The following is a 13,571-nucleotide window of genomic DNA, read 5'->3' on the forward strand; positions in this document are numbered from 1 at the left end:
AGCCCGCACAGGGATCGACGCGCCGGGCGGCGGCGCGGTTCCCCAGTCAGACCTCTTGCAGCAACTCCCACACGCACGAGGCGAGCCGGGCGTTGTCCACGGGCGTGATGGTGCTCCAGGCGCGACCGTCCGTGCTGGGCCGGACCTGGTGCAGGAAGCGGCCGGACGTCGTGTCGTGGAACGCCACCACCCGCCCGGCGCGGACCGGCGGTCCACTGCGCTGGCCGCGTTCGACGCCGAACTGGCCGCGGGTGCCCATGCCGTCCGCCATCCGCGCCAACTCCTGCGCGTCGCTCAACGGCAAACCCCGGCGCTCCAACGCGATCACGAGCTTCTCGGCGTTCCGCCCGGCCTCGTCGGACGCCGCGCGCAGCAGGTCGTTGGGCAGGCTGATCGACCGCCCGAACCCGGCGGGCATCTCGCCCGCGACCGACACCGCCGACTCGGCGAGGGCGCTGCCGCGGGCCTCGATCAGCCACACCTCGGCGCCGTCGACCACGGCCAGCACCCCGTCCTCACCGGCCGAGGCGGCCAGCCCCTTGATCTTGCGCCCGGCGGCCCAGATCCAGATGTCGATGGAGACCTGCGGATTTCCCAGCAGCGCCAACGAATCCGCGACCTCGGCCACGACCCGACCGCGTCGGGCCAATCCTCGGCCTTCGAGCGCCGCCCACGCGGAGCGCACCAGTTCGGCGCGCTCCGCGTGCGTGGTCCCAGGGCTCGGCACGTCCAGGGCGACGTTGCGCCGCGGCTGGCGGGCCGCCTCCCACACGACGTCGAACTCCAGCGTGGAAAGCACGACCGAGCCTGGAGATGTCACTTGTTCTCGGGTTCCTCACCGATGACGGACTGCACGACCATCCGATCGTCGCCGAAGACGTCGTCCGAGTCGACCCCGTACTTGCGCACGTGCTCGTCGTCCTCGTCACCTTCGGCGCCCCGCCCGGCGGCCGCGGCGGGCTGCATCATCGACGAGCCACCACCCCGCCCCGCGACACCACCCCGTCCGGCGGCACCGCGGTTGGCGACGTGCTCGTCCCCGTCCATCGGCATCCCGGCCTTGCCCGCCCCACCGATCGTCCCGTTGCCGCTGACACCGGGCACACCGGGCTTGACCACCGGAACCTTCGGCGCCGCACCGGTTCCGGGCCCACCGGACCCGCGCACCACCTGCGCGCCCTTGGCCGTCGCGGCGACCGCGCCCAACCCAGCGGCCCCCGCGATCCCCAGCCCGATCCCCAACCCCGGCCCAAATCCACCGGGCTTCCCGATCCCCGCCGCGAGAGGCGAGTTCACGACCGTGCCAACACCGGGAGGAAGCACCCCGGTACCCCCGCCCGGCGGCAACACCGGCGGCGTGATCCCCCCGACACCACCACCCGGCAGCTGCGGCGTCGGCGTCACCCCACCACCGCCGGGCAAGCTGCCCGGACTACCGACCGGCGACCCGACCGAACTCCCACCGGGCACGGACGGCGTGGCACTCCCGATCCCGGAAATCCCGGACCCGACAGGCGCACCCACCACCGCGGACGTGGTCGTCACCTCGAAGTTCGGCGGCTGACCGGGAACCTGGAACTGGTTCAACGCGTCCTGACTGGCTTCCGTGTACTGGTTCAACCCACGAATCGTCTGCTCGCGCGCGGCATTGGTCTCCTTGACCTCCTGCGCGTGATCCGTCTCGTACCCGAAGAACCCACCGACGTCGTCGATCATCGACGTCTCGGTGTCCCCCTGGAGCTTCGCAGGCTCCGGCATGCTGTCCCGCGAGTAGCTGTAGGAAGCCCCTTGCACAGCCGTGGCCTGCGCGTTCTGCTTCCCCGAATCCACACCCTCATCGGCGTAGTCGGCCTGCGCGGTAATCGTCTTCCCCGCCCGCTCCCCGGACGCCCCCTGCCACTCGATCCCGAGCTTCCCCAACTCCTTGCGAAGCACGTCATCAGTCTCGGCAAGACTCGCGGCCAGCTCCCGCAGGGCGTGCGACGCCTCGCTGAACTTCTGCGCCCCGTCACCGGACTTGAACTTGGCCACGAGCTGCGCCAGGGCAGCGTTGTCGTAGCCCTCGAAGCGATGGTCAGCGATCTGCTCGTAGCCGCTCATGACTTCCCCTCACTTCAAGGTCTGCAACGTGGCGAGCGCCATCTCCGCACCCTGCTTGGCGTTCTGGCACATCTGGTCCTGCGTGAACCCCTCGCTGATCGGCAGGAACTGCACGAACAGCTGCTGACCGTCCGCCACGTCGACCGTGATCACGCAGTCGCCGGTGGACGTCCCGGTCAGCTTGATCTGGTAGGCGGCGAAACCGGAGACTTCCTTCTGGTCGACGTCCAGGTTCCCGCCTCCCTGCCAGTAGTCGACACCGCGATCGGTGACGAGGGAGACGTTGTAGCTGAAGATCTTCTCGCCCGTAGCGCGGTTGCGGCAGGTGGGAGCGGGCTTCCCGGTCTTCCCGACGTCCAGCGGGTCGTTCTCGGAGCGCGCGATCTTCAACTGCTTCCGCTGGTCGGCGGTGAGCGTGGCGCACGGGTCGATGCCGTCGAGCTTGAGGACCGCGGGCCGCACCGGGGGTGGAGCGTTGAACTTCGTGGTCGTGGTGGTCGGCGCGGCGGACGGCGTGGACGACGATTCCGGTGTCGGTTGACCGATCTTGTCGCCCGAACACCCGGTGAGGCCGATCGCCAGCACACCGATCAGCAGCACCCGGCCACGCAACTTCACGAACGCACCCCTAGCGAAGTAGAAATCTCGTCGTCGTCGAACCCGTACTGCTCCGCCGAAGTCCGGAGCTGTTCCACGAGGTTGGTCAGGCTCACGATGTACTGCGTGACGCGCTTGGCGTAGGAGTCCGGCGCGTCGACCAGCCGCGAGTTCCACGCGCCCGCGATGCTCGCGTTGACCTCGTCGGCGCCCTCGAGGTTGACCCGGAGCTTCTCGTAGGCCTTGTCGTAGGCCTTGGTGAGGATCACGATCTGGTCGTTGATGATCTTCCCGGACGCCAGCACCGTGTCCTTGTTGACCTTGAAGTGCTGGCCTGCCGCGGGGGTGGAGCCGAGGTGGTCGTCGGCTCTGAACAGGTCGCCGATGGCTTGTCCTACGGCTCCTCCGACGCTGGCCACGGCGCCGAGGAGCGCATCCCCGACCGTGTTGTCCTGTGCCACGACGTCCTACCCCCGTACGGTCGGTGACGGTCCGGTCCCGCTTCGCAGGCTACCAACGCCCGCGTGAGACGCGCCTGTGTTGGACGAACTCCAGGCGTGGGCGGTTCCGTCACCGACCAGGTGCCTACGGGGTCGGGATTTCGCCGTTCGCGGCTTTGAGGGCGATGTCGGTGCGGTGGTGGCTGCCGGTGAGGTGGACGCTCGCCACGCGGGTGTACGCGTCGGTGCGGGCGTCGACCAGGGTGGTGCCGGTGCCGACCACGGACAGGACTCGGCCGCCGGTGGAGACGACCGCGCCGTCTTCGCGGCGGCGGGTGCCCGCGTGGAGGACGCCGTCCGCTTCCGCGCCGCCGATGACGTCGCCGGTGCGGGGCCTGCCGGGGTAGCCCTCGGCCGCGATGACGACCGTCACCGCGTAGCCCTCCGCCCAGTCGAGGGGCGGGTGGGCAGCGAGGGTGCCGTTGGCGGCGGCCAGGAACAGGCCCGCCAGCGGGGTGTGGAGCAGGGAGATGACCGACTGGGTCTCCGGGTCGCCGAAGCGGCAGTTGAACTCGATGACCTGGGGGCCCGTGGACGTCATGGCCAGGCCCGCGTAGAGCAGGCCGGTGAACGGGGTGCCGCGTTCGCGCATCTCGTCGATGACCGGCTGGACGCACGTGGAGACGATCGTGTCGACGAGGTCCGGGCCCGCCCACGGGAGGGGCGAGTACGCGCCCATGCCGCCGGTGTTGGGGCCCGCGTCGCCGTCGCCCACGCGCTTGAAGTCCTGCGCCGGGAGGAGCGGGACGACGGTGGTGCCGTCGGTGAGGCAGAAGAGGGAGACCTCGGGGCCGTCCAGGAAGGACTCGAGGAGGACCGGGTGGCCGCCTTCGAGGAGGGTCATGGCGTGGGCGCGGGCGACCGCGCGGTCGCTGGTGACGACGACGCCCTTGCCCGCGGCCAGGCCGTCGTCCTTCACGACCCAGCGCGGTCCGAACCGGTTCAGCGCGGAGTCGAGGCGGGCCGAGGTGTCGACGATCTCGCTCGTGGCCGTGGGCACGCCCGCGGCGTTCATCACGTCCTTCGCGAACGCCTTGGAGCCCTCGATCCGCGCCGCGTCCCTCGACGGGCCGAAGCACGGGACGCCCGCCGCGCGGACGGCATCCGCCGCGCCCGCCACGAGCGGTTGTTCGGGGCCGACCACGACGAGGTCGGCGTTCCACTCCTTGGCCAGGGCGGCGACAGCCCCGGCGTCGCCGACGTCGACCCCGTAGACCTCGGCCAGCCCCGCTATCCCGGCATTCGCCGGTGCGCAGGCAAGCGCGATCACCTCGGGGTCCTTCGCCAGAGCGAGGACAAGGGCATGTTCACGGGCGCCAGACCCGATGACCAGGACACGCACGATGGAGCAGCGTAGTTGACTATCCGGGCTAACCCCGCAGTGCCCGCTCCGAGCCGGGGTGCAGGGGCACGGGGGCGGTGTCGGCCGCCTTGTCGCGGAGGATGTCCTTGGCCGCCGGGTGGACCTTCTCCAGGTCCGCCTTCTTGTCGTAGACGAGCTTCGTGAGGGCGCACGCGTTCGCCTCGGGGAAGTCGTCGCGGACGAGCAGCACGTTGGGCACGACGATGGTCTTCACGTCGGCCGCGAAACCGTAGGTGGCCGCCGGGATCGGGGCCACGTCGTACACCGGGTTGATCTTCTTCAACGCGTCGAGCTGCCCGCTCACGTCGATCAGCTTCACCTTGTCCTTCAACGACGTGGTGATGTCGGTCATCTGCGCGGTCGGCAGGCCGCCGGACCACACCAGCCCGTCGACGCTGCCGTCCTTCATGCCGTCGGCGGTCTTGGTGAGGTCGAGCCGCTGCGCCTGCACGTCCGAGGCCGGGTTCAGGCCCGCGGCGGCCAGCAGCCGGTTGGCGATCACCTCGGTGCCGGACTTCGGCGAACCGGTGGAGATCCGCTTGCCCCGCATGTCGGCGACGCTGTTGATGCCGCTGTCCGTCCGCACGAGCACCTGCGTGTAGTTCGGGTACAGCCGCGTCAGCGCCTTGACCTTCTGCGGTTTCCCGTCGAACGCGTCCTTGCCGTTCACGGCGTCCGCGGCCGTGTCGGCCAACGAGAACGCCACGTCGTAGTTGCCCGCGACGAGCTGCTGGATGTTCTGCACCGACGCGCCCGTCTCGGCGGCGGTGGCCTTCAGCTTCGTGTTGGCGCTGATCAGCTGCGCCAGGCCGCCGCCGACCACGTAGTACACGCCGCCCGCGTTGCCGGTCGCGATGGTGATCCGGCCTTCCGCGGCCTCGCACGAGCCCGAGCTGCCGGACGCCGCGGGCGCCGCCTCGCGCTTGCCGCCGCACCCCGTGGCGACCAGTCCCACCGCGAGCGCCCCCGCGGCGACCTTGAGCAGCCAGCTACGCATCTCGGGTTCTCCCCTTCCGCAACACGAGGTGGACGACCACCGCCACCGCCAGGAAGCCGATCCCGACGGCGATGGTGGCGGGCTGGAGGTACAGCAGGAGCAGCGCGGCGGGCACGCAGAGCAGGCGTTCCGGCAGGCCCGCCCGGCTGACGAGCCAGCCGCCGGTGACGACCGCGAGCGCCGCCACGCCGAGCGCGGACACGACCGCCACCCACAGCCCGTCGAGCCAGGGCCGCTGGAGCAGCAGGGCGGACCCGTTGTCGGTCAGCACGAACGCGATCGGCACGAGGAACGCGGGCAGCGTGTACTTCCACGTCTGCCACATCGTCTTCATCACCGCGCCGCCGGTGATCGCGGCGGCGGCCACCGCGGCGAGCGCCGTCGGCGGCGTCACCTCGGACAGCACGGCGTAGTAGAAGATGAACATCGCGCGTTCCGGCGCGGCGACGCCGAGGTCGGCCAGCGCGGGCCCGATCACGACCCACGAGATGATGAACGACGCCGTCACGGGCACGGCCAGGCCGAGCACGCCGACCGCGACCGCCGCGAGCACGACCGTCAGCGCCAGCACGACCGTCGGGTCGGACGACACCGCGCGGGCCGCGGCCACCAGCGCCGACGCGAGCACCTGCCCCAGCCCGGTCTTGGTGATCGTCGACGTGATGATCCCGGCCGCCGCGCACACCGCGATCACCGGCAGCGCGCCGCGCACACCGGTCGCCAGCGCGTTCGCCACGGACCGCAGCCACACCAGCCAGAACCGGTCCTCGTGCCGCAGGCTGATCAACGCGAACAGCGCGGCGACCCCACTGGCGTAGACGACGGCGGCGAACGGCGGGATGTCCAGCGCCAGGAACAGCACGATGACGCCGAGCGACAGGAAGTGGTAACCGCCGCGCAGCAACAACTTCCCCGCGCTGGGCGAGTCCACGGCGACCGGGCGGGCGCCGAACCGGCGGGCGTCGGCCTCTACCGCGAGCACGATGCCGAGGTAGTACAGCAGCGTCGGCACGGTCGCCCACAGCAGCACGTCCAGGTACGAGGTCTGGAGGTACTCGGCGATGATGAACGCGGCCGCCCCGAGCGTCGGCGGCGACAGGATCGCGCCGATGCCGGACGCCGCCAGCAGGCCACCGGCGTTCTCACGGGGGTAGCCCGCCTTGCGCAGCATCGGCCACGTCACCGCGCCGAGGCTGACCGTGGTCGCGGTGCCCGAGCCGGACACCGTGCCGAGCAGGAACCCGGACAGCGCGGCGGTGCGGCCGGGCGCGGTGCGGGAGTTGCGGAACGCGGCGAAGCTGATGTCCACGAAGAACTTGCCCGCGCCGGACGAGTCCAGGACCGCGCCGTAGATCGTGAACAGCACGATGTAGGTCGCGGCGACGTCGAGCGGGGTGCCGAAGAAGCCGCTGGCGTCGTTGTAGAGCGCGTTGACGATCTGGCTGAAGTCGATGCCCGCGTGCGCGACCGCCCAGCCCTGCGGCAGGTACCCGCCGTAGTAGGCGTACGCCAGGAACACCAGGCACACGACCGGCAGCACCGCGCCGGTCGTGCGGCGGCAGGCCTCCAGCACGAGCACCAGCAGCAGGGCCCCGGCGATGACGTCCAGCGTGGAGAGCTGGCCTTGCCGGTCCAGGAACGCGTCGTAGCCGCCGAGCACCGGGTAGAGGCCGACGAGCAGCGCCACCAGCGCCAGCGCCCAGTCCAGCGGGCCGGGGTCGTCGGGAGCCGACCGCCACGGCCGGTAGCTCAGGAACACCAGCGGCAGCGTCAGGCCGAGGAACACCACGAGGTAGAACTGGTTGCCCTTGCTGAACGGGTCGAACACCTGCTTGAGCACCAGCAGCGCCACCGCCAGCGCGGCGATCCACACGCCGAGTTCCCAGCGTCCGCCGAGCGTGCGCGACGGCCGTTCCTCGTCGTGCTCGGCGACGAGTCCGGCCACGTCGGGACGCTCGTCCGGGGACGAGCTGACGCGCTCGACAGGACCCGCCACGGACACCCCCGATGTCGATCAGCTCAGCCGACCGTACCGGTGACCGGGGTCACAGCGACACCCGCCAATCGGCGTGGAATCGAGACGGCGAACCGCTGCCTCTTGTTCACCCCGACGTGACCTCGAGTACCTCCTACGGTGGTCGGGATGACGCCGCGCGCGACGAGGCTGCGGCCGTCCCGTCCCGTACCAGGAGGTCCTCGACCATGGCCCGAATCGCTTTGGCCGGGGCGGTGCTCGCCGCCCTCGCGCTCGTGGGGGTCGCGGTGCTGCCCGCCGCGTCCGCCGCCCCGCAGGACACCGACCGCCAGGCCGAGTCCTGGTCGCGCCCGACCGGCCCGCTGGTCATCGGGCACCGCGGCTCCGCGGGCTACCGGCCCGAGCACACGCTGGCGTCCTACGAGCTGGCCGTGCGGATGGGCGCGGACTACTTCGAGCCCGACCTGGTCTCCACCAAGGACGGCAAGCTCGTGACCCGGCACGAGAACGAGATCGGCGGCACGACGAACGTCGCCGACCACCCGGAGTTCGCGTCCCGCAAGGCGACCAAGACGATCGACGGCGTCGCGCTGACCGGCTGGTTCACCGAGGACTTCACGCTGGCCGAGCTGAAGACGCTGCGCGCCAAGGAGCGCATCCCGGAGGTCCGCCCGCGCAACACCCTGTACGACGGCCGGTTCGAGATCGCGACCTTCCAGGAGGTCATCGACCTCCAGAAGCGGCTCACCAAGGAGCTGCGGCGGGACATCGGCATCTACCCGGAGACCAAGCACCCCACGTACTTCCAGGACATCGGCCTGCCGCTGGAGCCGAAGCTGGTCGACGCGCTCAACCGCAACGGCCTCAACCGCCGCGACGCCAAGGTGTTCGTGCAGTCGTTCGAGGTCGCAAACCTCAAGGTGCTGAACAAGTCCCTGCGGGTGCCGATCGTGCAGCTGATCAACGCCACGGGCGCGCCGTACGACTTCACCAAGGCCGGTGACAAGCGCACGTACGACGACCTGGTGAAGCCCGCCGGGCTCAAGGAGATCGCGTCCTACGCCGACGGCATCGGCCCGTCGAAGGACCGGATCATCCCACGGGACGCGGCCGGTTTCCTCGCCGCGCCGACGACCCTCGTCAAGGACGCGCACGCGGTGAGGCTTGTCGTGCACCCGTTCACCTTCCGCAACGAGAACACGTTCCTGCCCGCGGACTACCGGTCGTCGACCGACCCGGCCGCGTACGGGCGCGCGTTCGACGAGTACGCGAAGTTCTTCGCCACGGGCATCGACGGGCTGTTCAGCGACAACTCGGACACCGCCGTGGAAGCCCGTTCGTCACTGCGGGGTTAAGAGCGCGATAAGAGAATGATCTTTCGCGCAGCAGATCCTGCCCTGCCGTCGTCGAGACGCGTTTTCCCGTTGTAGCAAGGAGTTCGCCGCCCCTAGCTTCTGGCCCACAGCAGCACAGCACCGACGAGTGGGAGAAGAACGTGAAGCTCGGCATGGACAGCGTCAAGCGCATCGCGGCGGGCGCGGCCGTGGTCGCCACCATGGCGACCGCGACGGTGCTCGGCACGGCGGGCTCCGCCGCCGCCGCGGGCAGCGGCCAGATCCAGGTCTGCTCCAACGGCAACTACGCGTCCTACGTGGTGTTCCCCAACCGCGGCGGCTTCAGCACCTTCGTCGTCAACAAGGGCACCTGCGCGACCTACAACATCCTCGGCTCCAGCACCACGGTCGAGCCCATCGAGGTCCGGGGCATCTACAACACCTCGTCGAACACCTTCTGGGTCGGCAACGGCCAGATCCGCCCGAGCCGCGGCGGCAACGTGATCACCTACGGCACGACCGCCGCGGGCAACCACTGGGCGCTCACCCCGTCCGTCTAGTCCGATCGACCCGATGGCCTGCCCTTCCCCCAGGAAGGGCAGGCCATCGGCGTCTCACCCGGTCGTGACCAGGTTCTCCTGCCCGGCGAGCAGGCCGCGGCGGGCCAGTTCCGGCCGCACGCCCTCGCCGAACCAGTACGCCTCCTCCAGGTGCGGGTAGCCCGACAGCACGAACTCCTCCACGCCCAGCGAGTGGTACTCCTCGATCAGGTCGGCGACCTCGCTGTGACTGCCGACCAGCGCCGTGCCCGCGCCGCCGCGCACGAGCCCGATCCCCGCCCACAGGCCGGGGTGGATCTCCAGGCCGCGCACGCCCGCGCTGAGGTCGCCGCCGTGCAGCGCGACCATCCGCTGCTGGCCGACGGACTGGCTCGCGCCGAGCTGCGACTGCGCCGAGCGCACGTGCTCGGGGTCCAGCGCGTCCAGCAGCTTCGCCGCCTCCAGCCATGCCTCCGCGGACGTGTCACGGCTGATCGTGTGCAGCCGGATGCCGAACCGCACGGTCCGCCCCTGCGCCTCCGCCAGCTCCCGCACGCGGCCGATCTTCTCCGCCACCTGCGCGGGCGGCTCGCCCCACGTGAGGTACACGTCGGCGTGCCGCGCCGCGACCGGCAGGGCCGCGTCGGAGGACCCGCCGAAGTAGATCTGCGGCGTCGGGTTCGGCGACGCGAGCACGGTCGCGCCCGCCACCCGGTAGTGCTCGCCGGAGAAGTCGAACGGCTTGCCCGTCCACGCGTTCCGCACGACGTGCAGGAACTCGTCGGTGCGGGCGTAGCGCTGGTCGTGGTCGTGCCAGTCGCCGAACCGCTGCTGCTCGATCGCGTCACCGCCGGTCACGACGTTGAGCAGCAGCCGACCCTTGGAGATCCGCTGGTAGGTCGACGCCATCTGCGCGGCCAGCGTCGGCGAGATGACGCCGGGCCGGAACGCCACCAGGAACTTCAGCGTCTTGGTCTGGGCGATCAGCGCGGCGGTCGTCAGCCACGCGTCCTCGCACCACGTGCCGGTCGGCGTGAGCACCCCGACGAACCCGTTGGCCTCGGCGGCGCGGGCGACCTGCGCCAGGTAGTCGATGTCGGGGTCCCGCTGCGCGGGAGCGCCCTGGCTGCGGTTGGCGTGGAACCGCTCGACGATCGTGCGGCCGTCACCGGACGTGGGCAGGAACCAGTGCAGGGTCACGCTCATGAGTTGCCTCCGCGGGCGGCTTTCAGGTCGGCCTGGAACCGGGTGTCGGTGAACTTCGCGAAGTCCACCTTTCCGGGCAGCGTCTTGTCCTCGGTGAACGCGTCCGCCAGGTCCTGCTCGGACTTCACCACGGTGTCGTCGAGCGCGCCGGGCAGGTCGCTGCCCCGGTCCACGGCGGCACGGGCGACCTCGATCTTCAACCCGGTCTCCTTGGCCCACGCCTGCGCCCACTCCTCGCGGTGCGAGTCGGCCCAGACCTGCGCCTTGGCGTACCGGATCAGGTAGTCCTTGATCGCCGCGTTCTTGCCGCCGTCGGCCAAGGCGGCCGTGCCCGCGACCTGGAACGTGTAGCCGTTCGAGGTGCCCTCACCGGTCGCCAGCACCCGAGCGCCCGCCTCCAGCTCGGCCTGCGACGTGTACGGGTCCCAGACGGCCCACGCGTCGACCTGCTTCTGCGTGAACGCCGCGTAGGCGTCCGACGGTTGGAGGAACGTCAGGTTCACGTCCTTTGTGGACAGCCCGGCCGCGCGCAACGTCAACAGCACCTGCCCGTGCGCCGAACTCCCCTTGGCCACGGCGATCTTCTTGCCCTTCAGGTCCGCCACCGCCTTGAGCGGCGAGTCACCGGGCACCAGGAAGGCGTCGCTCTCCACGTTGCCCTTGGCCACCGACACCGCGGCGATCTTGGCGTTCGCCGCGGCGGCGAAGATCGGCGGCGTGTTCCCGACCCCACCGACGTCCACCGCACCAGCGGACGCGGCCTCCAACAACGGAGGCCCGGACGTGAACGTGGCCCACTCGATCTTGTAAGGCGCGTCGGCCAGCAGGTTCGCGGCCGTGAGCAGCGACTTCGCCCCACCCTTCTGGTCACCGACCTTCAACACCACCTTCGCCAGTTCCTCGGGACTGACCGAGGCGGGCACGGTGCCCGACGTGGTAGCCGCCGTCCCGCACCCCGCCAGCAGCACCGCGGCCAGCGCTCCGACCAGCAATCGCCTACGCGGCTTCGACATCATCGACTCCCAGATCGGCCAGCACACGGGTACGGAGGTCCACAAGGGACACTCGACGACGAGGACGGGCAAGGCTCACGTGGTGCTCGGCGACGATCCGCCCCTCATCGAGCACGAGAACACGGTCGGCCAGCAACAACGCCTCGTCCACGTCATGGGTCACCAACAGCACGGCGGGCCGGTGCTCACGCCACAACTGGTCCACCAGGTGGTGCATGGCCAACCGCGTCAACGCGTCCAAAGCACCGAACGGCTCGTCCAACAACAACACGTCCGGCTCACGAACCAGCGCACGGGCCAACGACACCCGCTGCGCCTCACCCCCGGACAACGTCAACGGCCAAGCATCGACGTGATCGCTCAACCGAACCTCGGCCAACGCCTTCTCGGCAACGGCACGGCCATCCACACCCCTCAACCCGAGGGACACGTTCCGCCACACCTTCCGCCACGGCAGCAACCGCGGCTGCTGGAACGCCACCGAGACAGTGCCGGGCACGTCGAACGTCCCGTCAACATCCGTGTCGAGCCCCGAAAGCACGCGCAACAACGTCGACTTGCCCGACCCACTACGCCCGAGCAGGGCCACGAACTCACCGGGCTGGATGTCCAGGTCGACCTCATCGAGCACCCGCCGCGCCCCGAACTCCTTGACCAGCCCACGAACGCTCACCGCGCTTGCCACCGGAGCAGCCTCCTTTCGAGTGCCCGCACGAGCCCATCGGTCGCCAGCCCCAGGAGGGCGTAGACGAGCAGCCCGACGACGACCACATCGGTGCGCAGGAACTCCCGCGCGTTGTTGATCAGGTAACCGATGCCCGCCTCGGCGTTGACCTGCTCGGCAACGATCAACGACAACCAGGCAGCACCAAGGGAAATCCGCAGCCCCACCAACGTCTGCGGCAACGCGGACGGCAGCACGACGTGCAGCACCCGCTCCACCCCGGTGTAACCGAGCACCCGACTCGCCTCCAGCAAACCGGGATCGGTCTGACGGATACCGGCGTGCAGGTTGAGGTAGAGCGGAAAGGCAACCCCCGCCGCCACCAGCGCCAACTTCGGCTGCTCCCCAATACCGAACCAGAGGATGAAAAGAGGGATCAACCCCAGGTGGGGCAGGGTGCGCAACATCTGGACCGGCGGATCGAAGACACGCTCACCCCACCGGGAAAGCCCAGACAGCAGCCCCAGCGCAACACCGATGAACGCACCGATGGCAAACCCACCAGCAACTCGCCCCATCGACACGACGAAGGCACTGCCCAACTGGCCATCAGCGGTCAGTTCCACAGCGGAGTTGAAGACGGTGAGGGGCGATGCCAGCTTGTCGGGCGGCAGGACACCGGTACTGCTGGCGACCTGCCAGAGCACGAGCAGAGCCAGAGGACTGAGCCAGCGACGCAGGTCGGGCAAACGACGTTTTCGGGCTCGAGGGGTGGAGCGCGCAGCGAAACCATCCTCATTTGGGCGCGCGAGTACACCCGCAGTGGAAATCGACACGATTTCTCCAGCGGTGACAGGAAAAGGGATGCGGGCGTCAGCGCCCGAACGGCGAAGGGGAGATCAGCGCGTGCGACAGATCGCGCTCGCCTGCCGCCGAAGATCGACGTGGAGGCGAGCGACCAGGACTTCGCGGCCACTCATGAGACAGAGTTTTGGGCCGGCACAACGCGATGTCAACGGACGGACACAGCCGTCCCGAATACTGACATACCTCGGACTACGACCCTTCACGGCAAAAGAACCAACCAACAGACAGACAGCCACCAGACGACCACAACGACACCACCAGCCACCTGGCGACCACATCGGCACTACCAGCCACCTGGCGACCCCGACGGCACGCAAGACGCGGCCACGGAACGTGGCCGATTTTATTTGGGGGATTTGCCCCTTAAAATTGGAGATCGGGCAGGGCTTTGGGGCACTGCCTTTTGGCCCGATCAA

Annotated in this window: 14 protein-coding genes; 2 read left to right on the forward strand and 12 right to left on the reverse strand. The window is 69.8% G+C overall.

Annotated features, from left to right (window positions below; translation table 11 throughout):
• Positions 1 to 46 precede the first annotated feature (46 nt).
• The 7 genes from ACFWW9_RS28820 to ACFWW9_RS28850 all read right to left on the reverse strand — a co-directional run bounded on the left by ACFWW9_RS28820 (position 47) and on the right by ACFWW9_RS28850 (position 7,553).
• A complete protein-coding gene (locus ACFWW9_RS28820; protein WP_390384319.1) occupies positions 47 to 820 on the reverse strand; it encodes an ESX secretion-associated protein EspG in 774 nt (257 codons plus the stop codon).
• Entirely contained in the window at positions 817 to 2,100 is a 1,284-nt protein-coding gene (locus ACFWW9_RS28825) for a PPE domain-containing protein (RefSeq protein ID WP_390384321.1), read from the reverse strand. The genes ACFWW9_RS28820 and ACFWW9_RS28825 overlap by 4 nt, the downstream gene beginning before the upstream one ends.
• 9 nt (positions 2,101 to 2,109) lie before the next feature.
• Positions 2,110 to 2,718: a DUF3558 domain-containing protein gene (locus ACFWW9_RS28830; protein WP_390384323.1), complete on the reverse strand. Its 609-nt coding sequence runs from the start codon at positions 2,716 to 2,718 to the stop codon at positions 2,110 to 2,112.
• Positions 2,715 to 3,158, reverse strand: a complete 444-nt coding sequence (locus tag ACFWW9_RS28835) for a hypothetical protein (protein WP_390384325.1) — start codon at positions 3,156 to 3,158, stop codon at positions 2,715 to 2,717. Before ACFWW9_RS28835 ends, ACFWW9_RS28830 begins: the two co-directional genes overlap by 4 nt.
• A gap of 124 nt (positions 3,159 to 3,282) precedes the next feature.
• Complete coding sequence (gene purD / locus ACFWW9_RS28840) at positions 3,283 to 4,539, reverse strand: phosphoribosylamine--glycine ligase (protein WP_390384327.1); 1,257 nt, start codon at positions 4,537 to 4,539, stop codon at positions 3,283 to 3,285.
• Between the two features lie 28 nt (positions 4,540 to 4,567).
• Positions 4,568 to 5,557 (reverse strand): TAXI family TRAP transporter solute-binding subunit, encoded by a 990-nt coding sequence (locus ACFWW9_RS28845; protein WP_390384329.1) that lies wholly within the window; start codon positions 5,555 to 5,557, stop codon positions 4,568 to 4,570.
• Positions 5,550 to 7,553: a TRAP transporter permease gene (locus tag ACFWW9_RS28850; protein ID WP_390384331.1), complete on the reverse strand. Its 2,004-nt coding sequence runs from the start codon at positions 7,551 to 7,553 to the stop codon at positions 5,550 to 5,552. The genes ACFWW9_RS28845 and ACFWW9_RS28850 overlap by 8 nt, the downstream gene beginning before the upstream one ends.
• Before the next feature lie 206 nt (positions 7,554 to 7,759).
• On the opposite strand from ACFWW9_RS28850, the gene ACFWW9_RS28855 reads away from it, so the two are divergent.
• Together ACFWW9_RS28855 and ACFWW9_RS28860 are read left to right on the forward strand one after the other, a co-directional pair.
• Positions 7,760 to 8,887: a glycerophosphodiester phosphodiesterase gene (locus tag ACFWW9_RS28855; RefSeq protein ID WP_390384334.1), complete on the forward strand. Its 1,128-nt coding sequence runs from the start codon at positions 7,760 to 7,762 to the stop codon at positions 8,885 to 8,887.
• A gap of 140 nt (positions 8,888 to 9,027) precedes the next feature.
• Positions 9,028 to 9,426, forward strand: coding sequence for a hypothetical protein (locus ACFWW9_RS28860; RefSeq protein WP_390384336.1), 399 nt, complete (start codon positions 9,028 to 9,030; stop codon positions 9,424 to 9,426).
• Positions 9,427 to 9,480: 54 nt separating this feature from the next.
• Here the strand turns inward: ACFWW9_RS28860 and ACFWW9_RS28865 are convergent, their stop codons facing one another.
• From ACFWW9_RS28865 to ACFWW9_RS28885, 5 genes are all read right to left on the reverse strand, one after another.
• Positions 9,481 to 10,611 carry an LLM class flavin-dependent oxidoreductase gene (locus tag ACFWW9_RS28865; protein ID WP_390384338.1) on the reverse strand — a complete coding sequence of 377 codons (1,131 nt, stop codon included), beginning with the start codon at positions 10,609 to 10,611 and terminating at the stop codon, positions 9,481 to 9,483.
• Complete coding sequence (locus ACFWW9_RS28870; protein ID WP_390384339.1) at positions 10,608 to 11,624, reverse strand: ABC transporter substrate-binding protein; 1,017 nt, start codon at positions 11,622 to 11,624, stop codon at positions 10,608 to 10,610. Before ACFWW9_RS28870 ends, ACFWW9_RS28865 begins: the two co-directional genes overlap by 4 nt.
• A complete protein-coding gene (locus ACFWW9_RS28875; protein WP_390384340.1) occupies positions 11,608 to 12,309 on the reverse strand; it encodes an ABC transporter ATP-binding protein in 702 nt (233 codons plus the stop codon). The genes ACFWW9_RS28870 and ACFWW9_RS28875 overlap by 17 nt, the downstream gene beginning before the upstream one ends.
• A complete protein-coding gene (locus tag ACFWW9_RS28880; RefSeq protein WP_390384342.1) occupies positions 12,294 to 13,124 on the reverse strand; it encodes an ABC transporter permease in 831 nt (276 codons plus the stop codon). Before ACFWW9_RS28880 ends, ACFWW9_RS28875 begins: the two co-directional genes overlap by 16 nt.
• 63 nt (positions 13,125 to 13,187) lie before the next feature.
• Positions 13,188 to 13,433 carry a putative leader peptide gene (locus ACFWW9_RS28885; protein ID WP_390384343.1) on the reverse strand — a complete coding sequence of 82 codons (246 nt, stop codon included), beginning with the start codon at positions 13,431 to 13,433 and terminating at the stop codon, positions 13,188 to 13,190.
• Positions 13,434 to 13,571 lie beyond the last annotated feature (138 nt).

Source organism: Umezawaea sp. NPDC059074, from assembly GCF_042738955.1.
In the GTDB taxonomy this organism is placed as follows: domain Bacteria; phylum Actinomycetota; class Actinomycetes; order Mycobacteriales; family Pseudonocardiaceae; genus Umezawaea.